The organism is Nonomuraea sediminis (assembly GCF_018531495.1).
Lineage (GTDB): Bacteria > Actinomycetota > Actinomycetes > Streptosporangiales > Streptosporangiaceae > Nonomuraea > Nonomuraea sediminis.
This window is the reverse complement of sequence record NZ_JAHDTI010000010.1, coordinates 449,760-470,299: the sequence shown is the minus strand read 5'-3', so window position 1 is coordinate 470,299 and position 20,540 is coordinate 449,760. Positions and strand designations below refer to the sequence as shown.

Annotated in this window: 19 protein-coding genes; 13 read left to right on the top strand and 6 right to left on the bottom strand. The window is 71.5% G+C overall.

Features of this window, described 5'->3' with window-relative positions:
- Nucleotides 1-31 precede the first annotated feature (31 nt).
- Nucleotides 32-823, top strand: coding sequence for an NTP transferase domain-containing protein (locus tag KIK09_RS36825; protein WP_308164526.1), 792 nt, complete (start codon nt 32-34; stop codon nt 821-823).
- A gap of 316 nt (nt 824-1,139) precedes the next feature.
- Here the strand turns inward: KIK09_RS36825 and KIK09_RS36820 are convergent, their stop codons facing one another.
- Entirely contained in the window at nt 1,140-1,454 is a 315-nt protein-coding gene (locus KIK09_RS36820; protein WP_214324059.1) for a DUF3099 domain-containing protein, read from the bottom strand.
- Between the two features lie 99 nt (nt 1,455-1,553).
- On the opposite strand from KIK09_RS36820, the gene KIK09_RS36815 reads away from it, so the two are divergent.
- Nucleotides 1,554-1,766: a dodecin gene (locus tag KIK09_RS36815; RefSeq protein WP_214324058.1), complete on the top strand. Its 213-nt coding sequence runs from the start codon at nt 1,554-1,556 to the stop codon at nt 1,764-1,766.
- A gap of 72 nt (nt 1,767-1,838) precedes the next feature.
- Here the strand turns inward: KIK09_RS36815 and KIK09_RS36810 are convergent, their stop codons facing one another.
- Nucleotides 1,839-3,209: a metallopeptidase TldD-related protein gene (locus KIK09_RS36810; RefSeq protein WP_214324057.1), complete on the bottom strand. Its 1,371-nt coding sequence runs from the start codon at nt 3,207-3,209 to the stop codon at nt 1,839-1,841.
- Nucleotides 3,206-4,699 (bottom strand): TldD/PmbA family protein, encoded by a 1,494-nt coding sequence (locus tag KIK09_RS36805; RefSeq protein WP_214324056.1) that lies wholly within the window; start codon nt 4,697-4,699, stop codon nt 3,206-3,208. Before KIK09_RS36805 ends, KIK09_RS36810 begins: the two co-directional genes overlap by 4 nt.
- 77 nt (nt 4,700-4,776) lie before the next feature.
- Between KIK09_RS36805 and KIK09_RS36800 the strand changes: the two genes are divergently transcribed.
- Both KIK09_RS36800 and fabI read left to right on the top strand, forming a co-directional pair.
- A complete protein-coding gene (locus KIK09_RS36800; protein ID WP_214324055.1) occupies nt 4,777-5,472 on the top strand; it encodes a beta-ketoacyl-ACP reductase in 696 nt (231 codons plus the stop codon).
- Nucleotide 5,473: 1 nt separating this feature from the next.
- Nucleotides 5,474-6,238, top strand: coding sequence for an enoyl-ACP reductase FabI (fabI, locus tag KIK09_RS36795; RefSeq protein ID WP_214324054.1), 765 nt, complete (start codon nt 5,474-5,476; stop codon nt 6,236-6,238).
- 594 nt (nt 6,239-6,832) lie between these two features.
- On the opposite strand, the gene KIK09_RS36790 is transcribed toward fabI, so the two are convergent.
- Together KIK09_RS36790 and KIK09_RS36785 are read right to left on the bottom strand one after the other, a co-directional pair.
- The gene (locus tag KIK09_RS36790) at nt 6,833-7,654 is read right to left on the bottom strand and encodes a hypothetical protein (protein ID WP_214324053.1); all 822 of its coding nucleotides are present in this window, start codon (nt 7,652-7,654) and stop codon (nt 6,833-6,835) included.
- Between the two features lie 127 nt (nt 7,655-7,781).
- The gene (locus KIK09_RS36785; protein ID WP_214324052.1) at nt 7,782-8,729 is read right to left on the bottom strand and encodes an aldo/keto reductase; all 948 of its coding nucleotides are present in this window, start codon (nt 8,727-8,729) and stop codon (nt 7,782-7,784) included.
- 64 nt (nt 8,730-8,793) lie between these two features.
- Between KIK09_RS36785 and KIK09_RS36780 the strand changes: the two genes are divergently transcribed.
- The 5 genes from KIK09_RS36780 to mshC are packed head-to-tail and all read left to right on the top strand — an operon-like array spanning nt 8,794 to nt 12,660.
- Nucleotides 8,794-9,480, top strand: coding sequence for a histidine phosphatase family protein (locus KIK09_RS36780; protein WP_214324051.1), 687 nt, complete (start codon nt 8,794-8,796; stop codon nt 9,478-9,480).
- Nucleotides 9,481-9,489: 9 nt separating this feature from the next.
- Nucleotides 9,490-10,038: a DUF3090 domain-containing protein gene (locus KIK09_RS36775; RefSeq protein ID WP_214324050.1), complete on the top strand. Its 549-nt coding sequence runs from the start codon at nt 9,490-9,492 to the stop codon at nt 10,036-10,038.
- The gene (locus KIK09_RS36770) at nt 10,035-10,796 is read left to right on the top strand and encodes an SCO1664 family protein (protein WP_214324049.1); all 762 of its coding nucleotides are present in this window, start codon (nt 10,035-10,037) and stop codon (nt 10,794-10,796) included. The genes KIK09_RS36775 and KIK09_RS36770 overlap by 4 nt, the downstream gene beginning before the upstream one ends.
- A 32-nt stretch (nt 10,797-10,828) precedes the next feature.
- On the top strand, nt 10,829-11,446 hold the full coding sequence (locus KIK09_RS36765) for an NRDE family protein (RefSeq protein WP_308164524.1): 618 nt from the start codon (nt 10,829-10,831) through the stop codon (nt 11,444-11,446).
- A complete protein-coding gene (gene mshC, locus KIK09_RS36760; RefSeq protein ID WP_214324047.1) occupies nt 11,443-12,660 on the top strand; it encodes a cysteine--1-D-myo-inosityl 2-amino-2-deoxy-alpha-D-glucopyranoside ligase in 1,218 nt (405 codons plus the stop codon). Before KIK09_RS36765 ends, mshC begins: the two co-directional genes overlap by 4 nt.
- 24 nt (nt 12,661-12,684) lie before the next feature.
- On the opposite strand, the gene KIK09_RS36755 is transcribed toward mshC, so the two are convergent.
- Complete coding sequence (locus tag KIK09_RS36755) at nt 12,685-13,170, bottom strand: peptide deformylase (RefSeq protein ID WP_214324046.1); 486 nt, start codon at nt 13,168-13,170, stop codon at nt 12,685-12,687.
- A gap of 187 nt (nt 13,171-13,357) precedes the next feature.
- On the opposite strand from KIK09_RS36755, the gene KIK09_RS36750 reads away from it, so the two are divergent.
- The 4 genes from KIK09_RS36750 to nirB all read left to right on the top strand — a co-directional run bounded on the left by KIK09_RS36750 (nt 13,358) and on the right by nirB (nt 20,498).
- Nucleotides 13,358-14,641, top strand: coding sequence for an MFS transporter (locus KIK09_RS36750; RefSeq protein WP_214324045.1), 1,284 nt, complete (start codon nt 13,358-13,360; stop codon nt 14,639-14,641).
- Between the two features lie 87 nt (nt 14,642-14,728).
- Nucleotides 14,729-16,714, top strand: a complete 1,986-nt coding sequence (locus tag KIK09_RS36745) for a molybdopterin oxidoreductase family protein (RefSeq protein WP_214324215.1) — start codon at nt 14,729-14,731, stop codon at nt 16,712-16,714.
- Nucleotides 16,711-18,105, top strand: coding sequence for an FAD-dependent oxidoreductase (locus KIK09_RS36740; protein ID WP_214324044.1), 1,395 nt, complete (start codon nt 16,711-16,713; stop codon nt 18,103-18,105). Before KIK09_RS36745 ends, KIK09_RS36740 begins: the two co-directional genes overlap by 4 nt.
- Nucleotides 18,102-20,498: a nitrite reductase large subunit NirB gene (gene nirB / locus KIK09_RS36735; RefSeq protein ID WP_214324043.1), complete on the top strand. Its 2,397-nt coding sequence runs from the start codon at nt 18,102-18,104 to the stop codon at nt 20,496-20,498. Before KIK09_RS36740 ends, nirB begins: the two co-directional genes overlap by 4 nt.
- The last annotated feature ends 42 nt before the right edge of the window (nt 20,499-20,540 follow it).

Below are 20,540 nucleotides of genomic sequence, written 5' to 3'. Positions count from 1 at the left end.
GGTGAACCGGAGGGTGTTTAGGGTGGGCGGCGTGGCGTATGACGCGGTGATCCTGGCAGGGGGACGAGCCCGGCGGCTGGGCGGGGTGGACAAGCCCGGCCTGACGGTCGGCGGGCGGTCACTGGTGGAACGGGTGGTGGCCGCCGTCCCCGGAGCTCGGCGCGTGATCGTGGCGGGGCCCGAGCGGGACCTGCCCGCCGTCCGCTTCGTCCGCGAGGACCCGCCGGGCTCGGGGCCCGTGCCCGCGCTGCGGGCGGCCATGGCCGAGGTGGCGGCCGAGTGGGTGGCGCTGCTGGCCGGCGATCTGCCGTTCCTGCGCCCCGCCCACGTGGCGGCCCTGCGGGAGGCGGCTCACGCGGGCGCGGGAGCCGTACTCGTGGACGACGAGGGACGCGAGCAGTGGCTGGCGGGCGTGTGGCGCTCCGAGACGCTGCGGCGGGCGCTGGACGGCTATGCCGGCCAGTCGCTGCGAGGTCTGCTCGGGCCGCTGGAACCCGCGCGGGTGGCGCTCACGGGCAGGCCGTGGTTCGACTGCGACACTGAGGACGATCTCGAGGAGGCTCACATGAACGTACTGGCCGAGTGGACCGCGCTGGCCTGCAAGGAACTGGGCATCGACCCCGCCCGGGTGGACAGGGACGCGATCCTTGACCTGACCAAGGAGGTCGCGCACGGCGTGGCACGGCCCGCCGCGCCGCTGACCGCCTACCTGCTCGGCCTGGCCCAGGGTGCGGGCACCGCGCCCGAGGACGCCATCGCCCGCCTGACCACGCTCGCCGCCAACTGGGAGCGCGCCACGACCGAGACGTTGACCGACGACTGACACTCGTATGAACTCCTGCTGTCAACCCCGGCATCGAACCTGAAGATTTCCTGTGAATTTCTACAGGAACGCGATGTAAACGATTTCGGGAAAGCGGCCCTATCCAACTAGGGCAGCGCTATCGGACATGCAGTCCAAGACAATGATGTTCCCGGGAAAAGGGCGACGCCGGGTGGTTACGGGGGCAAACCACCCGGCGTCGCTTCATCGGCGTTCCGACGGGGGCCCGGAACGCCGGCACCAGCACTCCGACGGGGGACCGGAGCGCTATGCCTAGAGCGTACACCTACAACCCGTGGGATGCGTCAAGACTTAGTCACGACCCGATCTCGCGTCGGTGGTGCGGTATCTCGCTTTGGTTAGCTTCCGGGCTATCAAAGGTCGGGGCAGGGGCATCCTTCCCCCTCTCATTGGCCCCGATTACGGCTATGTATGGCAAAAAGACCGCGCCCGCGATGAAGAGCAGCCGGTACGGCCACGGCAGGGGCACCACCACGGCCAGGATCAGGCAGATCGTGCGGATGCCCATCTTGATGAGGTAGCTGATCTCACGCTTGTGGATGTCCGCACTCAGGGAAGGCTTGGCGTCCGTTACGCGGTGGACGTCGGGCTTCCTGCGCCACCCCTTCATGTCTTCCACCGTAGACCTCGGACGAGCAGCGTGCGACGGCGCTCCAGCGCGACGGCAGGGGTCATGCGATCATGGCCTTCGAGTAAGGAGGATCCGGAGATGACAGATCGAACGTATCGGGTCACCGAGATAGTCGGGACCTCGGGGGAGAGCGTTGACCAGGCCATTCGCAACGCAGTTCGGCGGGCCTCGGAGACGCTGCGCCACCTGGACTGGTTCGAGGTCACGGAGGTTCGCGGGCACATCGAAGGGGGCGAGGTGGCCCACTTCCAGGTGGGGCTGAAGGTCGGCTTCCGCCTCGAGGACGCCTGACAGCGATCGACCACGGCCTCGCGACCGTCGAGGTGGGAAGTCGCGAGGACGTGGTCGTCGGGTGACGCGGGCTCAGCTGGCCTGGCTCACCGTCGACATGTTGAAGTCGGGAACCCGTACGGCCGGCATCACGGTCCTGGTGAAGTAGTCGTTCCACTCCCGTGGCAGCGTCTGCTCGCTCGCGCCCACCTCGGTCAGGCGCCCGAGCAGGTCCACCGGGCTCTCGTTGAAGCGGAAGTTGTTCACCTCGCCCACGACCTCGCCGTGCTCCACGAGGTAGACGCCGTCGCGGGTGAGCCCCGTGACCAGCAGCGTCTGCGGGTCCACCTCGCGGATGTACCACAGGCAGGTCAGCAGCAGGCCCCGCTCGGTCGAGGCGATCATCTCCTCGAGCGAGCGCCCGCCGGAGGGGCCGCGCATGAGCAGGTTGTCGATGTCCGGCGTCACCGGCAGCCCGCTGAGCTCGGCCGAGTACCGCGTCTGGGTGAGCGCGGTCAGCGTGCCTTCGGAGATCCAGTCGGTCGCCTGCAGCGGCAGGCCGTTGTCGAAGACCGAGTTGGCGCGGCTGGAGGCGTGCGCGACCACGAACGGCGCGCACTCGATCCCAGGAGCCGCCGGGTCGCTGGACAGCGTGACGGGCAGCGTGGCCAGCCGCTCGCCCACCCGGGTGCCGCCGCCGGGCTTGGCGAAGACGGAGCGGCCGTCCAGGGCGTCCCTGGCGCCCGCCGACCAGGCCAGGTAGATCATCAGGTCGGCCACGGCGCTCGGCGGCACCAGCGTCTCGTAGCGGCCCGCGGGCAGGTCGATGCGCGTCTTGGCCCACTGGAGGCGCTGGGCCAGCGAGGAGTCGAGCGCGGCCACGTCCACGTCGGAGAAGTCGCGGGTGGCCACACCCGTCCACGCCGAGCGCTTCAGGTCGGCCGACTTGGCGTTCAGCTCGAGCCGGCCCGTGGGCTGGTCGTGCCGGAGCCGGAGCCCGGCCGAGGTGCCGAGGAAGGTGGAGGTCAGCGAGTGCTCCGCGAAGCCGTACAGCTTCCTGTCGCCCGCCTCGGCGGCGGCGAACGCCTCGCCGAGCGCGGGCGCGAACCCCTGGAACACCTCGATGTCGGTCGGCGTGACGGGAGCGTCCCAGTGCGGGGAAGCGGGCACGCCCTCGACGAGCGGTCGAGCGTCCTCGGCGGGCCGCGCCTGCCTGGCGGCCGCGTCGGCCTCCGCCACCACATCCGCGACCTGCTCGGGCCGTACGGCGGCGCGGGACACGACCCCGACGCCTTCACCCGCGATCGAGATCACGGTGAGCCGGGCGGAGCGGGCCACGCCGTTGGTGGTGAGCGTGTTGCCCGCGAAGCGCAGGTTGGCCGTCGAGTCCTCGTCGACCAGCACCACGCAGCCGTCGTTACCCGACAGCTCAAGCGCCCGCTCGACCATCTCCTGAGGCGTCATTTCCCACCCTCCTGCACGGTGTTGAGGATCCGGACGCCGCGGAAGAGCGCCGACGGGCAGCCGTGGCTGACCGGCGCGACCTGGCCGGGCTGGCCCTTGCCGCAGTTGAAGGCCCCGCCGAGCACGTAGGTCTGCGGCCCGCCCAGGGCCTCCATCGACCGCCAGAAGTCCGTCGTCGTCGCCTGGTAGGCGAAGTCCCTGACCTGACCGGCGAGCTCGCCGTCCACGATCCGGTAGGCGCGCTGCCCGGTGAACTGGAAGTTGTACCGCTGCATGTCGATCGACCAGGACTTGTCGCCCACGATGTAGAGCCCGTGCCGCACCCGCGAGATCAGCTCCTCGGTCGAGGGACCGTCGGGGGCGGGCTTGAGCGACACGTTGGCCATCCGCTGGATCGGCGTGTGCCCCGGCGAGTCGGCGAACGCGCACCCGTTGGAGCGCCCGAAGCCCTTCATCAGCGCCATCCGCCGGTCGAGCTGGTAGCCGACCAGGACGCCGTCGCGCACGATGTCGAAGCCCTGCCCCGCCACGCCCTCGTCGTCGTAGCCGATCGTCGCGAGCCCGTGCTCCACGGTCCTGTCGCCGGTCACGTTCATCACGGGCGAGCCGTACACCAGCTCGTTGAGCTGGTCGAACGTGGCGAAGCTGGTGCCGGCGTAGGCGGCCTCGTAGCCGAGCGCCCGGTCGAGCTCGGTGGCGTGGCCGATCGACTCGTGGATCGTCAGCCACAGGTTCGACGGGTCGATCACCAGGTCGTGGTCGCCCGCCTCGACCGACGGCGCGGCCAGCTTCTCGGCCAGCAGCTCGGGCAGCTGGGCCAGCTCGGCGGCCCAGTCCCACCCGGTGCCCGTCAGGTACTCATACCCGCGGCCGACCGGCGGCGCGATCGTGGACATGTCGTCGAACCCGGACCCCGAGGCCTTCATCGCGTTCAGCTTGGGATGCAGGCGGACCCGCTGCTGCGTGGTCACCGTACCGGCCGTGTCGGCGTAGAACTTCTGCTCCTTGACCTGCATGAGGCGGGCCGAGACGTGGTCGGCGCCCTTGAGCAGCCCGGCCGACCAGTCCGCCAGCAGCGTCACCTTCTCCGCCGACGGCACCTCGAACGGGTCGACCTCGTAGGACGACACCCACACGGCCTCGGCGTAGGACGGCTCGGGCGCCAGCTCGACGGGCTCCCTGTTGATCGGCGAGCTCACCTCGGCCACCCGGACGGCCTGCTCGGCCACCGCCGCGGCGGCCTCCGGCGTCAGGTGGATCCCGGCGGCGAACCCCCAGGTGCCGCCCTTGACCACGCGCACCGCGTAGCCCAGGTCGTCGGCGTCCATGGCGCCCTCGAGCCGGGTGTCGTAGAGGGACAGCGTCTCCGCTCTGACGCGTTCGAGCCGGAAGTCCGCGTGCTCCGCTCCCAGGTCACGGGCTCGTTGCAGGGCGGCGTCCGCCAGCTGCCGCAGCGGCAGCTCCAGGAAATCGGGGTCGATCTGGCGCATGTCCACGATCCTAACCCTGTGATCTTGTACCCCCCGGACAAGCGGCTACCGGCGGGTAGCAGATAGCGTCTGGTGCCATGGCACGCTCTGTACTCGTCACCGGGGGCAATCGCGGCATAGGCCTCGCGATCGCCCGTGAACTCGCCGCGGCAGGCGACTCCGTCGCGGTCACCTACCGATCGGGAGAGCCGCCCGAGGGCCTGTTCGGCGTCCGCTGCGACGTGACGAGCAGCGACGACGTCGACGCGGCCTTCGCCAAGGTCGAGGCCGAGCACGGCCCGGTCGAGGTGCTCGTCTCCAACGCCGGCATCACCAAGGACACGCTGTTGGCGATGATGAAGGAGGAGACCTTCACCGACGTCATCGACGCCAACCTCACCGGCGCCTACCGGGTCGCCAAGCGCGCCATCCGGCCCATGATGAAGCTCAAGCGCGGCCGCATCATCCTCATCTCCTCGGTCGTGGGCCTGTCGGGCCAGGCCGGTCAGGCCAACTACGCCGCCTCCAAGGCCGGGCTGGTCGGCTTCGGCCGCTCCCTGGCCCGCGAGTACGGCTCGCGCGGCATCACGGTCAACATCGTGGCGCCCGGCTTCGTCGAGACCGACATGACGGCCGATCTCGACTCCGAGGCCATCATCAAGAACATCCCGCTCGGGCGGCAGGCCTCGCCCGACGAGATCGCACACGTCGTCCGCTTCCTGGCCAGTGACGACGCCTCCTACATCACCGGGGCAGTGATCCCCGTCGACGGCGGACTGGGAATGGGGCACTGACATGGGAATCCTCGAAGGCAAGCGCATCCTCGTCACGGGCGTGCTCACCGATGCCTCGATCGCGTTCTCGGTGGCCAAGCTGGCCCAGGAGCAGGGTGCCACGGTCGTGCTGACCGGCTTCGGCCGCCTCAGCCTCGTCGAGCGCATCGCCAAGCGGCTGCCGCAGACGCCGCCGGTCATCGAGCTCGACGTGCAGAACACCGAGCACCTCGACACCCTCGCCGCGCGCGTGGGCGAGCACGTCGACGGCCTCGACGGCGTGGTCCACTCCATCGGCTTCGCCCCGCAGACCGCCCTGGGCGGCAACTTCCTCAACACCACCTGGGAGGACGTCGCCACGGCCCTGCACGTCTCGACGTACTCCTTCAAGTCCCTCGCGGTCGCCTGCCTGCCGCTGATGAAGGAGGGCGGCTCGGTCGTCGGCCTCGACTTCGACGCGAGCAAGGCGTGGCCGGTCTACGACTGGATGGGCGTGGCCAAGGCCGGGCTCGAGTCCGCCAACCGCTACCTCGCCCGCGACCTGGGCAAGCAGGGCATCCGCGTCAACCTGGTCGCCGCCGGGCCGCTGCGCACGATGGCCGCCAAGTCGATCCCCGGCTTCAAGGAGTTCGAGGACAGCTGGCCCGCCAAGGCGCCGCTCGGCTGGGACCTGTCCGACACGATCCCGGCCGCCAAGGCGTGCGTCGCCCTCATGTCCGACTGGTTCCCCGCCACCACGGGCGAGATCCTCCACGTCGACGGCGGCGTCCACGCCATTGGCGCCTGACTTCCTTTTCAACTTTGCTGTCGTACGGCGGGCCGCCCCCACCGGCCGCCCGCCGCACTTCGGCTGAGGGCCTGCGAGCGGCGCTTCCGGCGAGTCGGTGACACTCCCCGCCGCCACGGCGCCCCATAACCCGGGCACCAGGGCCCTCGGCCACCCGCCGCGCAGGGCGCCGCCCACCGCCGTCCCACACCCCGCCGACCCGGCGCCAGGGAGTGCCCGGGATCGATACGTCGTGGCCTCACCCGCGCCCCGCATGGCGCCCCGGCACCCACCCATAGCTCACCGCCCACGACCCGCCTCACGCGCCCGCAGCAGAGCTTCCAGGCACCCACAGCGGAGCTTCCAGGCAACCACGGCAGAGCTTCCAGGCACCACGGCAGGGGGCCTCCAGGCGCCGGGTCGGCGGGATGATGTACGGCGGAGGTCGGCGCCATGTACGGCGGGGAAGCGGGACCGTGGTGCCCGCCTTACGGAGCGCCGTGGCGGCGGGCGACCGTCATCGACTCGCCGGAAGCGCCGCGAGCGGGCCCCCAGCCGAAGTATGGCGGGCGGCCGGTGGCGGTGGCTCGCCGTACAGACAAAGCCTAGGAACGGCTAGGAAAGCCTCTGAGCGAGGCGATGGCGGCCCGTGGTGGTGCGGCGTTCGAAGGGGATGGATTCGGTGCGCTGGCGGCGCTGCTGGACGATGCGGGTGGCCGCGACCGCCGACAGCAGGAGCGCCACCGTGAGCGTCGTCCCGATGACGTCCGAGGCCGGCGAGACCGGCCGCACCACGCGCTGGTCGTTGAGCGGCGAGATGAGCTCCTGCGCGTACGGGTTGGGCCACAGCAGGTCGATGCGCGGCTGGTCGGGGTCCGCCGTCGGGTCGTCCTTGACCGGCTGCTCGGTCGTGTCCAGCAGGTACGGCTGGCTCTCTGGCATCGTGGGCGCCTCGGTAGGCAGCACCTGCGTGTCCTGGCGGTGGCTGTGCCGGGGCGAGGCCGTGGGGGAGGGCTTGGCGGTGGCCGGGTCCGAGGCGGTCGGCTTGGGCGTCAGGGTGTTGAGCACGCCCTGGTCGCCGCAGGCCAGCACCGGCAGGCACACGGGCCCGATGGCGTCGGGCAGCAGGTCGCCCTTGCGGGTCGTGGGCGCGGGCTTGGCCGAGGCGGTCGGCGCGACCTGGCCCACGGTGCCGAGCAGGCCGTCCGTGGCGCCGTCCACCCCCTTGGTGACCGGTTTGAGCGAGTCGCCCGTGAGGTTGTCGACAGTGCCCGTGACGGCGCCGACCACGTCGCACAGCCCGTTGGTCACACCTGAGAGCAGCCCGCCGCCCCGGCTGCAGTCGCGGGCCTCAGCTGCCGCCGCCGTCGCGAGTGCCGGGATCGCCGACAGCGCCATGGCGAGAACCCCAGCCGAGATCGCGGTCCTGCTCCGCATCCGTCCCCTCCCGCATCGCTTCAGGAGAGAATCTTTATGGACATCCCGGGGGGAACGCAGGGGTTTTCCTGCCAAAGTTGCGATTCGGTATCGACTAGTGATACGCGAGTTGGACTCTCGTTCGATTTCAGTCGAGTGAGGACACGTCATCCAGGGCCTCGCGGATCTCGATCGGAAGCAGCACGTCCTCGGCGAGGAGAGCGCCGCTGAGCTGGGCATGCGTACGTGCGCCGATGATCGCCGAGGCCACCCCCGGCTGGTCGCGCACCCACGAGAGGGCCACCGCCAGCGGTGAGACGCCCAGCCCGTCGGCCGCCGTCATCACCGACTCCACGACGCGGCGGCTGCGCTCGTCCAGGTACGGCCCGACGAAGTCGGCGAAGTGCGGCGTGGCCGCCCGCGAGTCGGCCGGGATCCCGGTGCGGTACTTGCCCGTCAGCACCCCGCGCCCCAGCGGCGACCAGGCCATGACGCCCGCGCCGACGTGGGCCGCGGCCGGCAGCAGCTCCCGCTCGGGCTCCCTGGCCAGCAGCGAGTACTCCACCTGGGCCGTGGTGATCGGCACCCGCCCCGGGGTGCACTGCTGGGTGATCGCCGCCGCGGCCAGCTGCCAGCCGGCGTAGTCGCACACCCCGGCGTAGACGGCGCGGCCCGAGGTCACGATGGCGTCCAGCGCCGCGAGCGTCTCCTCCAGCGGCACCTCGGCGTCGTAGGTGTGCAGCTGCCACACGTCGACGTAGTCGAGCCCGAGCCGGGCCAGCGAGGCGTCCACCGCGGCGATCAGGTGGCGCCTGGAGGCGTCGCGCGGCCTGCGCCCCGCGGGCGTCACCACCGCCTTGGTCGAGATCACCAGCTCCGAGCGCGGCACCGAGTCGCGCAGCATCCGCCCGAGCAGCCGCTCGGCGTCCCCGGCGGTGTAGACGTCGGCCGTGTCGACGAGCGTGCCGCCCGCCTCGACGAAGGTGCGCAGCTGGGCCGCCGCCTCGTCCGCGTCGGTGTCACGCCCCCAGGTCATCGTGCCGAGTCCGAGTCGGGACACCGACAGTCCGCTCCGGCCGACATAGCGCTGCTCCATGATCCCGCCAGGGTACCGCCCGGGTTGCTGAAACGCCGTGATAGACGCCTGCGACACTTACGGGATGACCACCTTGCTGCTCGTCCGGCACGGCCTCACCCACCTGACGGGTCCCGTGCTGGCCGGCCGTACCCCCGGAGTGCATCTGAGCGAGGCGGGACGTGCGCAGGCCGAGGCCCTGGCCGAGAGGATCAAGGGCGTGCGGCTCGACGCCATCGTGTCCAGCCCCCTGGAACGCTGTCAGGAGACCGCGCAGGCGGTCGCCGCCACCCGAGGCGCGGCCGTGGAGACCGACGACCGGCTCGTCGAGTGCGGCTACGGCGCCTGGACCGGCCGCCCGCTGAAGGAACTGGCGGAGGATCCGCTCTGGCGGGTCGTCCAGGCCCACCCCAGTGCCGTGACATTTCCGGAAGGGGAGTCCCTGCCCGATATGCAGCACCGGGCCGTGGCCGCCGTCCGGGACTGGAATCAACGCCTGGGGGAGAAGGCTGTATACCTGGCCTGCAGCCACGGCGACGTGATCAAGGCCATCGTGGCGGACGCGCTGGGGCTCCACCTCGATCAATTTCAGCGGATAACCGCCGATCCTGCGGCCCTCACGGTGATTCGCTATGCCCCCTTGCGTCCCTTTGTTCTCAAACTTAACGATATGGGGGAATTGCGCCTCCCCGAGGATTCGGAGGAGAAAGACGGGGGAGAAAACATCACCGGGAGCGATGCCGCTGTCGGCGGAGGAGCAGGAACCACGTAAGGTCAGGCTATGCCGGTCTTCGACTACGACCCACCGGAGAGGTTCGTGGCCGGTGCCTTGGGGCAACCGGGGGCGCGAGCCTTCTTTCTGCAGGCCAGGGCCGAGGGCAGACTGACCACGGTGGCGCTGGAGAAACTGCAGGTGGCAGCGCTCGCGGGCAGGCTCGACGAGCTGCTCGACGAGGTGCTGCGCCTGAGTGGAGGCACCGCCCACGTGCCCGCGATCGCGCCCGCCGACCTCACCGACGACGGTCCGCTCGACGCGCCCGTCGACGAGGAGTTCAAGGTGGGCACGATGGCACTCGCCTGGGACGAGGAATCCTCGAAGGTGGTCATCGAGGCGCAGGAGATCCTCGACGAGGAGGACGAGGAGGCCATCGAGCCCGCCGTGCTGCGCGTGCGCATCAGCGCGGGGGCCGCCAGGGCCTTCACCCAGCGCGCGCTCCGGATCGTCGCGGCGGGACGGCCGCCGTGCCCGCTGTGCGGCCAGCCCCTGGACCCCGGGGGTCACGTGTGTGTGCGGCTCAACGGTTACCGCGGAGGTGAAGTGGCCTCGTGAGCGCCCCGGAGAGCGAGCCCGCCGTCCGGCCGTCGCCCCCTTCCGTCGTGCACGACGGGGCGCTCGAACTGCTGCGCGACGGCCGCCTGGAGGTGGCGGGCCGGCTGGTCGAGGCCACCAACATGACGCTCTACTGCTCCATCGCGCTCGGCGAGCGCAGCGCCGCCTGCGTGTACAAGCCGGTGCGCGGCGAGCGTCCGCTGTGGGACTTCCCCGACGGCACCCTGGCCGCCCGCGAGGTGGCCGCGTTCGAGGTGTCGGAGGCGACCGGCTGGGGCATCGTCCCTCCCACCGTCTACCGCGACGGCCCCTTCGGTCCCGGCATGTGCCAGCTGTGGATCGACACCGAGCGCGAGATCGACCTGATGCGCCTGGTGCGCAGCCGCAACCCGGTCGTGCGCCGGATGGCGGTCTTCGACGCGGTCGTCAACAACGCCGACCGCAAGGGCGGCCACCTGCTGCCGATGCCCAACGGCCACGTCTACGGCGTCGACCACGGCGTGTGCTTCTCGGCGGAGGACAAGCTGCGCACCGTGCTGTGGCAGTGGCGCGGCAAGCCGCTGGCGCGCGAGGCGGTCACCATGCTGGCCAAGCTCGAGCGCGACATCGAGGACGGCGCGCTCGGCCGCCGGCTGCGCGAGCTGCTCACCCTGGCGGAGGTCGAGGCCACATGGTCGCGCGTCAGGCGGCTGCTCGACACCGGCGTCCACCCTTACCCGTCCGAGGACTGGCCGGCCATCCCGTGGCCACCCATCTGAGTGGGTTAAGTACTCTTTGCCTTGTGTGTACGGTGATCGTGAGGACCGGGCAGCCGCTGACCCTCCTGGCGGTGCGTGACGAGCTCACCGACCGGCCCTGGGAGGGCCCGGGCCAGTACTGGCCCGAGTATCCAGGGATCCTGGCCGGGCGTGATCTGAAGGCGGGCGGCACGTGGCTGGCCGTCGACTCCGCGGCCAGGTGTGTGGCCGCCGTGCTGAACGGGCGGGGAACCCCGGCGCCCGAGGCCACCAGGATCTCCCGCGGCGGCCTGCCGTTGACGGCCGCCGCCACAGGGACCATGCCGGATGTCGAGACTTCGCGCTACGACCCGTTCCATCTGCTCATCGCGGACCTTTCCCAGGCGACCCTGTACTCCTGGGACGGGGAACGGCTCAGCCGCCAGGACCTCCCGCCGGGCATCACCAAGATCGTCAACGATGGGATCGTGCCCGTCGACCCGGTCTTCGAGACGTCCGCCGACTGGCTGGCCCAGACCAGGGTCGAACCCCGCGACGACCCCGCGGCGCTGATCGTCCGGCACGAGATGCCCGACGGCCGGGTCTACGCCTCCCTGGCGGCCATGATGATCACGATGGACGAAGGTGGCATGTCATACGACTTCGCCGAGCTGGATAGGCTCCAAGCATGAGATCGTGGCCTGCCCCGAACGTCCCCAAGCTCCCCGGTCAGAGCGTGCCGCTGCGGCTCTACGACACCTCGGCCAGGCAGGTCAGGGGGACCGATCCGGGGCCGACCGCCAGGATGTACGTCTGCGGCATCACGCCCTACGACGCCACCCACCTGGGCCACGCCAACACCTACCTCGCCTTCGACCTGGTGGGCCGGGTCTGGCGCGACGGCGGCCACGAGGTGCACTACACCCAGAACGCCACCGACGTGGACGACCCGCTGCTTGAGCGGGCACAGCAGACCGGCATCGACTGGCAGGCGCTGGCCGAGCGGGAGATCGAGCTGTTCCGCACCGACATGGAGGCCCTGCGCATCCTGCCGCCGCGCGAGTACGTCGGCGTGACCGAGGTCGTCGTCCAGGTCGCCGAGCTGATCGAGCGCCTGGCCCCGTACACCTACCAAGTCGATGACGACATCTACTTCAGCCGCGCGACCGCGCCCAAGTTCGGCGAGGTGTCCGGCTACTCCGAGAAGGAGATGCTGGAGCTGTTCGCCGAGCGCGGCGGCGACCCCGACAGGCCGGGCAAGCGCGACCCGCTCGACTGGCTGCTGTGGCGGGCCGAGCGGCCCGGCGAGCCTGCCTGGGACTCCCCGCTCGGGCGGGGACGCCCCGGCTGGCACATCGAGTGCACCCAGATCGCGCTGGACAACTTGGGCGCCGGTTTCGACGTGGCGGGCGGCGGCACCGACCTGATCTTCCCGCACCACGAGTGCGGCGCCTCCGAGGGGCACGCGGCCACCGGCGAGTGGCCCTTCGCCCGCTTCTACACCCACGCGGGCATGGTCGCGCTGGACGGCGAGAAGATGTCGAAGTCCAAGGGCAACCTGGTCTTTGTGTCCAAGCTGCGGGACGCGCACGACCCGATGGCGATCCGGCTGGTGCTGCTGGCCCACCACTACCGCTCGGACTGGGAGTACACCCCCGGCCAGCTGGCCGCCGCCGAGGCCCGCCTGGCCCGCTGGCGCTCGGCCGCCGCGCTCGAGTCCGGGCCCGCGGCCGAGGACGTGCTGGCCACCGTCCGCGAACGCCTCGCCGACGACCTGGACGCTCCCGGCGCGCTGGCCGCGATCGACGACTGGGCCGACCGCGCGCTCGCCGGCGGCGGCTCCGACACCACGGCCCCGGCCCTGGTGCGCGACCTGGCCGACGCCCTGCTGGGCGTCGCGCTCTAGGCAGACCGTACGGCCTCCCCGCGCTCAACCGGCGGGGAGGGCGGCGGCCAGGAAGCGCTCGCGTTCGGTGGCTTCGAGGTGGTCGCTGAACAGGACCCCGTCCAGGTGGTCCACCTCGTGCTGCAGCACTCTGGCCAGCACGCCCAGCGCCCGCACCTTGACGGGCTTGCCGAACATGTCCAGGCCGCGGGCCAGCACCATGAAGGAGCGTTCCAGCGGCCACCACAGGCCCGGCGCCGACAGGCACGCCTCGTCGGCGGTGATCCGCCGCGCCGACAGCTCCAGGCGCGGGTTCACCAGATGCCCCGACTTGCCGTCGTAGGAGTAGACGACCACCCGCACGGGCTCGCCCACCTGAGGCGCGGCCAGCCCGGCGCGGCCGCCGCCCGCGCGCATCGTCGCGGTCAGGGACTTCACCAGCCCCCGCAGTTCCCGATCGAACTCCTTGACCGGTTCCGCCACCGAGCGGAGTACCGGATCGCTGAACAAACGGATCGCCCGGACCGTCACACGCAACTCCCCGAAACGTCACGACGTGTCACTGAAAAAGTTTCCCGAGGCCGGCGACCGCAATCGTTAAATTCATGTTGCCGCGGTGAAACACATGCATTGCCTGTTACGCCGGTGAGGCAGATGTAACGCCCGCACGGTCACAGAACGTCAGCGTGCGTAACCGCCGCTTCCTACCGTCGGCGGCATGACCCGATGGATAGCACAGTGGCACCCCGACGACCCGGCCTTCTGGCAGACCACGGGCAAGACCGTGGCCAGGCGTAACCTCCTGTTCTCCATCCTGGCCGAGCATCTCGGCTTCACCGTGTGGACGCTGTGGAGCATCGTGGCCGCCAAGCTCGGCTCGTACTCCTTCTCCACCGACCAGCTGTTCTGGCTCGTGGCGCTGCCGAACCTGGTGGGCTCGGCGCTGCGCATCCCCTACACCTTCGGGCCCGCCAGGTTCGGCGGGCGCAACTTCACCGTGGTCAGCGCGTTGCTGCTGCTGGTGCCCGCCGTGCTGCTCGGCGTGGCGGTCAGCGATCCCGGCACGCCGTACTGGCTGTTCCTGGTGATCGCGGCGACGGCCGGGGTGGGCGGCGGGAACTTCGCCTCCAGCATGGCCAACATCACCTACTTCTACCCCAGGGATCGGCAGGGCTCGGCGCTGGGGCTGAACGCGGCGGGCGGCAACATCGGGGTCAGCTCGGTGCAGCTGGTGCTGCCGCTGGTGATCGGGGCGTTCGGGCTGGCCTGGGCGGGCTGGTTCTGGGTGCCGCTCATCGTGGTGGCGGCCGCGTGCGCGTGGCTGTTCATGGACAACCTGTCGGTGGCCCGTGCCCGGCCGCGCGAGCAGCTGGCGGTGGCGGGCAACGCGCAGACCTGGATCATGTCGCTGCTGTACGTGGGGACGTTCGGCTCGTTCATCGGCTACTCCACGGCGTTCCCGCTGCTGGCCAAGTCGCTGTTCCCCGGGGCGCCCTGGCAGGCGGTGGCCTTCGCCGGGCCGCTGCTCGGGTCGCTGATCAGGCCGCTGGGCGGGTGGCTGTCCGACCGGCTCGGCGGGGCGCGCGTGACGTTGTGGAACTTCGCGCTGATGGCCGTCGGGGTGGCGCTCGTCGGCGCGGCCACCACGTCCGGAAATTTCTGGATGTTCTTCCTGACCTTCCAGCTGCTGTTCCTGACCGCGGGCGTCGGCAACGGCTCCACCTACCGCATGATCCCCGCCATCTTCCTGGCGCTGGCCGGGCCCGACCGGGTCGAGGAGGGCAAGCGGCAGGCCTCGGCCGCCGTCGGCATCATCTCGGCCGTCGGCGCGTTCGGCGGCTTCCTGGTCAACCGCGGCTTCGGCATGTCCTTCGCGGCCACCGGCAGCCCCGCCACCGCCCTGCTGACCTTCGCCGCGTTCTACGTCGCCTGCTTCGCGATCACCTGGTGGTGCTACGTCCGCACGGCCGGCGCGCCCCGCCTGGCCGAGGCGAGGGTCTAACACAGCGGTAACAGAAGGGACCCAGGGGTGAAACCACCCGAAAGCACTATCGATGCCGTGATCTCACCGCCCGGCACCGCGCCTGTGATGACGCACTGCCCGTACTGCGCCCTGCAGTGCGGCATGGGCGTCGCCCTGCGGGACGGCCGCGTGGAGATCACCTCGGACCAAGGACTGTGCCAGAAGGGCTGGACCGCGGGAGAACTGCTGACCAACGGCTCGCGCCTGACCACACCCCTGCTGTACGGCAGGCCCGCGTCGTGGTCCGCGGCCCTGGACCACGTCGCGGACCGGGTGAGGGACCTGCGCGCCGCGCACGGGCCCGACGCCGTCGCGGTGTTCGGCGGTGGCGGGCTCACCAACGAGAAGGCCTACCTGCTCGGCAGGTTCGCCCGGGTCGCGCTGGGCACCAGCCAGATCGACTACAACGGCCGCTTCTGCATGTCGTCGGCCGCCGCGGCCTCGATCCGCGCGTTCGGCATGGACCGCGGGATGCCGTTCCCCACCTCCGACCTGGCCGAGGCCGACGTGGCGCTGCTCGCGGGCGCGAACGTGGCCGAGACCATGCCGCCGTTCGTCCGCAGGCTGCCGCGGCTGATCGTGGTGGACCCCCGGCGGACCCCGACCGCGCGGCTGGCGGCGCTGCACCTGCAGCCGACCCCGGGCACGGACCTGGCGCTGGCGCTCGGGCTGCTGCACCTGGTGCTGGCCGAGGGGCTGGCCGACTCGGCCTACATCGGCGCGCGCACGTCCGGATTCGAGGCGGTGGCCACGTCGGTGTCCTCCTGGTGGCCCGAACGGGTCGAGCGGATCACCGGGGTGCCCGTGTCCCGCATGCGCGAAGCCGTACGCCTCCTGAAAAATGCTGACAAGGCGTACATCCTGACCGGGCGGGGCGCCGAACAGCACGCCAAGGGCAGCGACACCGTCACGGCCTTCATCAACCTGGCGCTGGCGCTCGGCCTGCCCGGCCGTGCCGGGTCGGGATACGGGTGCGTGACCGGGCAGGGCAATGGGCAGGGCGGGCGCGAACACGGGCAGAAGGCCGACCAGCTGCCCGGCTACCGGCGCATCGACGACCCCGCCGCCCGCGCGCACGTGGCGTCGGTGTGGGGCGTCCCACCCGACGACCTGCCGGGGCCGGGCCGCTCGGCCTACGAGCTGCTCGAGTCGCTGGGAACCGCGGGCGGGCCGCGGGCGCTGCTGGTGTTCGGGTCGAACCCGGTGGTGTCGGCGCCCGACTCCTCGCGGATCGCCGACCGGCTGCGGTCACTGGACCTGCTGGTCGTGGCCGACGTGGTGGGCTCGGAGACCGCGGCGCTGGCCGACGTGGTGCTGCCCGTGACGCAGTGGGCCGAGGAGACCGGCACCATGACGAACCTGGAGGGCAGGGTCATCCTGCGCCGTCAGGCCCTCGAGCGGCCCGCCGAGGTGCGCGGCGACCTGGAGGTCATCGCGGGCCTGGCGCGGCGGCTCGGCCACGACTTCCCCTCCGAGCCCCGCGCGGTCTTCGACGAGCTACGGCGGGCCAGCGCGGGCGGCGTCGCCGACTACGCGGGCATCACCTACGAGCGGATCGAGGCCGAGGGCGGCGTGTTCTGGCCGTGCCCGGACGAGGGACTGCCGGGCACGCCGCGTCCCATGCTCGACCGCTTCGCCACCCCCGACGGGAGGGCGCGGTTCGTGCCCGTCGAGCACAGGCCCGCGGCCGAGGAACCGGACGAGGAGTATCCGATCTACCTGACCACGGGCCGGGTGCTCGCCCACTACCAGTCGGGCGCGCAGACGCGCAGGATCGGGCCGCTGCTCGAGGCCGCGCCCGAGCCGTTCGTCGAGCTCCACCCCGACCTGGCCGGGCAGCTGGGCATCGCGCCCGGCGACCTGGTGCGCGTGTCGGGCCGCCGCGGCGCCGCCGAGTGCGTGGCCCGCGTCACCGACGCCATCCGGCGCGACACCGTGTTCATGCCGTTCCACTGGGAGGGCGCCAACCGGCTCACCAACCCCGCCCTCGACCCGGTCTCGCGCATGCCCGAGTTCAAGGTGTGCGCCGTGCGGCTGGAGAAGGTCGCATGAGGCTCGTCGTGGTCGGCAACGGCATGGCAGGGGCGCGCCTGGTGACCGAGGTGCGCGCCAGGGACCGGGACATGCGGATCACCGTGTTCGGCGCCGAGACCGCTCCGCCGTACAACAGGATCCTGCTGTCGAACGTCCTGGCCGGGAGCTCGGGGCCCGGCCAGGTACGGCTCCTCGACCCCTCCTGGTACGCCGAGCACGGCGTCGAGGCGGTCACCGGGGTCCGCGTCACCCGGCTCGACAGGGACACGCGCACCGTGATCGCCGAGGACGGGCGGCGCGAGCCGTACGACGTGCTCGTCCTGGCCACCGGCAGCGAGCCCGTGGTGCCGCCGATCCAGGGCGTCGAGCGCGCGCTGCCGTTCAGGACCCTGGACGACTGCCACCGCATCCTTGCCGAGGCGCTCCCCGGCCGCCGGGCGGCGGTCATCGGGGGCGGCCTGCTCGGCATCGAGGCCGCCCGCGGGCTGGCCGGGCGCGGTCTGCCCGTCACGCTGCTGCACCTGGCCGACCATCTGATGGAGCGCCAGCTCGACCCCGAGGCGGGCCTCGTGCTCGGCGAGACCCTGGCGGGCGTCGGCGTCGAGGTCCGCACCGGCGTCAAGGTCACCGCCGTGCACCCCGAGGGGGTCGCGCTGGCCGACGGGGACCTGGTCGGCGCCGACGTCGTCGTGCTCGCCTGCGGCGTGCGCCCCCTCACCGGGCTGGCGGCCGACGCGGGACTCCAGGTACGGCGCGGCGTCGTCGTCGACGACGAGCTGCGCACCGACGACCCGGCCGTCTTCGCGATCGGCGAGTGCGCCGAGCACGACGGCACCGTCTACGGGCTGGTCGCCCCCGCCTGGGAGCAGGCCGCCGTGGTCGCCGACGTCATCACCGGACGCCCCGCCCGCTACCGCGGATCGCGCCTGGTCACCCGGCTCAAGGCGCGCAGCGTCGAGCTGGCCGCGATGGGCGAGACCCACCTGGGCGAGGAGCACGCCGAGGTCGTCCGCTTCACCCACCGCGCCGCCGGCACCTACCGCAAGCTCGTCATCCGCGACGACCGCCTGGTCGGCGCGATCCTGCTGGGCGAGAGCGACGCCGTCGGCACGCTCACCCAGCTCTTCGACCGCGGCCTCAGCGTGCCCGGCGACCGCGCCGGCCTGCTGTTCCCCGGCCTCGCCGGAGCCGCGCAGGCCGACACGCCCGTCCGGATGCCCGACGCGGCCAAGGTCTGCCACTGCAACAACGTCACCAAGGGGGAGATCCGCGCCTGCTGGGAGGCGGGCGCCAGGGACATGGCCGCCGTCGCGGCCGCGACCAGGGCCACGACCGGCTGCGGCACCTGCCGCGACGCGGTCGAGGGCATCGTCGGCTGGCTGTGCGATCAGGAAGGGGTGACGGCATGACCCGCGTCGTCGTCGTCGGAAACGGACCCGCGGCGCACCGGCTGGTCTCGACCCTGGAGTCGAGAGGGTTCGAGGGTTCGATCACGGTGCTGGGGGAGGAGCCACGCCCCGCCTACGACCGGGTGGCGCTCACGTCGTACCTGACGGGCACACCGCTCTCGGAACTCACGTTTGACGAAATTTCAGCAGATGTCCGCCTGGGCGCACGCGTGGTGGGGATCGACAGGGCCTCCCGGATGGTGCGCACCGAAAGCGCCGCCGTGCCGTACGACGTCCTCGTGCTGGCGACCGGGTCGGCGCCGTTCGTGCCGCCCGTGCCCGGGGCGTCGTCCGCGTTCGTCTACCGGACCATCGACGACCTGGACGCCATCAAGGCGGCCGCGCACGGCTCGACGGCCGGGGTCGTGGTCGGCGGCGGGCTGCTCGGGCTCGAGGCCGCCGACGCGCTGCGCGGGCTCGGGCTCAAGACCCACATCGTCGAGCTGAGCCCGTGGCTGATGCCGCGCCAGGTCGACCAGGGCGGCGGCGCCGTGCTCAAGGGCCTCATCGAGACGCTCGGCCTGAGCGTCCACGCCGGGCGCCGCCTGGACCGCGTCGAACCCGGCCAGGTCGTCCTCGACGACGGCACCGCCATCGAGGCCCAGGTCGTCGTGTTCTCCGCCGGCATCAAGCCGCGCGACGAGCTGGCCAGGGCGGCCGGGCTCGACGTCGGCGAGCGCGGCGGCATCACCGTCGACTCCGGCCTGCGCACCTCCGACCCGCGCGTCTACGCCGTCGGCGAGTGCGCGCTGTTCCAGGGCATGGTGTACGGCCTGGCCGCGCCGTGCTACGAGATGGCCGAGATCGCCGCCGACCGGATCATGGGCGGGCACGCCGAGTTCGCCGGGGCCGACCTGTCCACCAAGCTCAAGCTGCTCGGCGTGGACGTCGCCCAGTTCGGCGCCATGGCAGGGGCGCTCGACGTGACCTACCTGGACCCGGTGGGCGGCGTCTACCAGAAGCTGTTCGTCTCCGACGACGCCAGGACGCTGCTCGGCGGGATCTGCGTCGGCGACGCCACGCCGTACCAGACGCTCAAGCCGCTCGTCGGCAAGCCGCTGCCCGCCAACCCCAGCGAGCTGCTGTTCGCCTCCGCGCCCGGCGAGCTGATCTGCTCGTGCAACAACGTCACCAAGGACGACATCGTCGAGGCCATCACGGCGCAGGGGCTGAACGACGTCCAGGCGGTCAAGACCTGCACCAGGGCGGGCACCTCGTGCGGCAGCTGCGTGCCGATGCTCAAGCGGCTGCTGGTCGAGGGCGGCGTCAACGTCGGCAAGGCGCTGTGCGAGCACCTCGACCAGAGCCGGGCCGAGCTGTACGACATCGTCAGGGTCCGCGGCATCACCACCTTCTCGGAGCTGATCGCCTCCCACGGCCGCGGCAGGGGCTGCGACCTGTGCAAGCCCACCGTCGCCTCCATCCTGGCCTCGCTCGGCAACGGTCACGTCCTGGACGGCGAGCAGGCCGCGCTGCAGGACACCAACGACCACTTCCTGGCCAACCTCCAGCGCAACGGCACCTACTCGGTCGTCCCGCGCATACCCGGCGGGGAGATCACCCCGGACAAGCTCATCGTGATCGGCGAGGTCGCCCGCGACTTCGGTCTCTACACCAAGATCACCGGCGGGCAGCGGATCGACCTGTTCGGCGCCCGCGTCGAACAACTGCCGCACATCTGGCGTCGCCTGGTCGACGCCGGATTCGAGTCCGGCCACGCCTACGGCAAGGCGCTGCGCACCGTGAAGTCGTGCGTGGGCTCCACCTGGTGCCGCTACGGCGTCCAGGACTCCGTCGGGCTGGCCATCGCGCTCGAGCTGCGCTACCGGGGGCTGCGCTCGCCGCACAAGCTCAAGTCGGCCGTGTCCGGCTGCGCCCGCGAATGCGCCGAGGCCAGGTCCAAGGACTTCGGCGTGATCGCGACCGAGCACGGCTGGAACCTCTACGTCGGCGGCAACGGCGGCTTCAAGCCCCGCCACGCCGACCTGCTCGCCACGGACCTGACCACCGAGGAGCTGGTGCGGACCATCGACCGCTTCCTGATGTTCTACATCCGCACCGCCGACCGCCTCCAGCGCACCGCCGCCTGGCTGGAGGACCTGGACGGCGGGCTCGACTACCTCCGGTCCGTGATCATCGACGACGCCCTCGGCCTCTGCGCCGACCTGGACGCGCAGATGGCCGCACACGTGTCGGGCTACGCCGACGAGTGGCGAGCCACCCTCGACGACCCCGACAAGCTGCGCCGTTTCGTCACGTTCGTCAACGCGCCCGGCGTGCCGGACCCGACCATCGCCTTCGAGACGGTCCGCGACCAGATCAAGCCCATCCCTCTGGAGGTGATCACCCCTTGACTTCGTCCCCGCGGCTGAAGCCGGGGGATCCCAACCCTCGCG

What these genes read in the sequence shown, in the direction of transcription:
- KIK09_RS36820 (WP_214324059.1), bottom strand. Translation starts at nt 1,454, where the DNA reads ATGAAGGGGTGGCGCAGGAAGCCCGACGTCCACCGCGTAACGGACGCC.
- KIK09_RS36815 (WP_214324058.1), top strand. Translation starts at nt 1,554, where the DNA reads ATGACAGATCGAACGTATCGGGTCACCGAGATAGTCGGGACCTCGGGG.
- KIK09_RS36810 (WP_214324057.1), bottom strand. Translation starts at nt 3,209, where the DNA reads ATGACGCCTCAGGAGATGGTCGAGCGGGCGCTTGAGCTGTCGGGTAAC.
- KIK09_RS36805 (WP_214324056.1), bottom strand. Translation starts at nt 4,699, where the DNA reads ATGCGCCAGATCGACCCCGATTTCCTGGAGCTGCCGCTGCGGCAGCTG.
- KIK09_RS36800 (WP_214324055.1), top strand. Translation starts at nt 4,777, where the DNA reads ATGGCACGCTCTGTACTCGTCACCGGGGGCAATCGCGGCATAGGCCTC.
- fabI (WP_214324054.1), top strand. Translation starts at nt 5,474, where the DNA reads ATGGGAATCCTCGAAGGCAAGCGCATCCTCGTCACGGGCGTGCTCACC.
- KIK09_RS36790 (WP_214324053.1), bottom strand. Translation starts at nt 7,654, where the DNA reads ATGCGGAGCAGGACCGCGATCTCGGCTGGGGTTCTCGCCATGGCGCTG.
- KIK09_RS36785 (WP_214324052.1), bottom strand. Translation starts at nt 8,729, where the DNA reads ATGGAGCAGCGCTATGTCGGCCGGAGCGGACTGTCGGTGTCCCGACTC.
- KIK09_RS36780 (WP_214324051.1), top strand. Translation starts at nt 8,794, where the DNA reads ATGACCACCTTGCTGCTCGTCCGGCACGGCCTCACCCACCTGACGGGT.
- KIK09_RS36775 (WP_214324050.1), top strand. Translation starts at nt 9,490, where the DNA reads ATGCCGGTCTTCGACTACGACCCACCGGAGAGGTTCGTGGCCGGTGCC.
- mshC (WP_214324047.1), top strand. Translation starts at nt 11,443, where the DNA reads ATGAGATCGTGGCCTGCCCCGAACGTCCCCAAGCTCCCCGGTCAGAGC.
- KIK09_RS36750 (WP_214324045.1), top strand. Translation starts at nt 13,358, where the DNA reads ATGACCCGATGGATAGCACAGTGGCACCCCGACGACCCGGCCTTCTGG.
- KIK09_RS36745 (WP_214324215.1), top strand. Translation starts at nt 14,729, where the DNA reads ATGACGCACTGCCCGTACTGCGCCCTGCAGTGCGGCATGGGCGTCGCC.
- KIK09_RS36740 (WP_214324044.1), top strand. Translation starts at nt 16,711, where the DNA reads ATGAGGCTCGTCGTGGTCGGCAACGGCATGGCAGGGGCGCGCCTGGTG.
- nirB (WP_214324043.1), top strand. Translation starts at nt 18,102, where the DNA reads ATGACCCGCGTCGTCGTCGTCGGAAACGGACCCGCGGCGCACCGGCTG.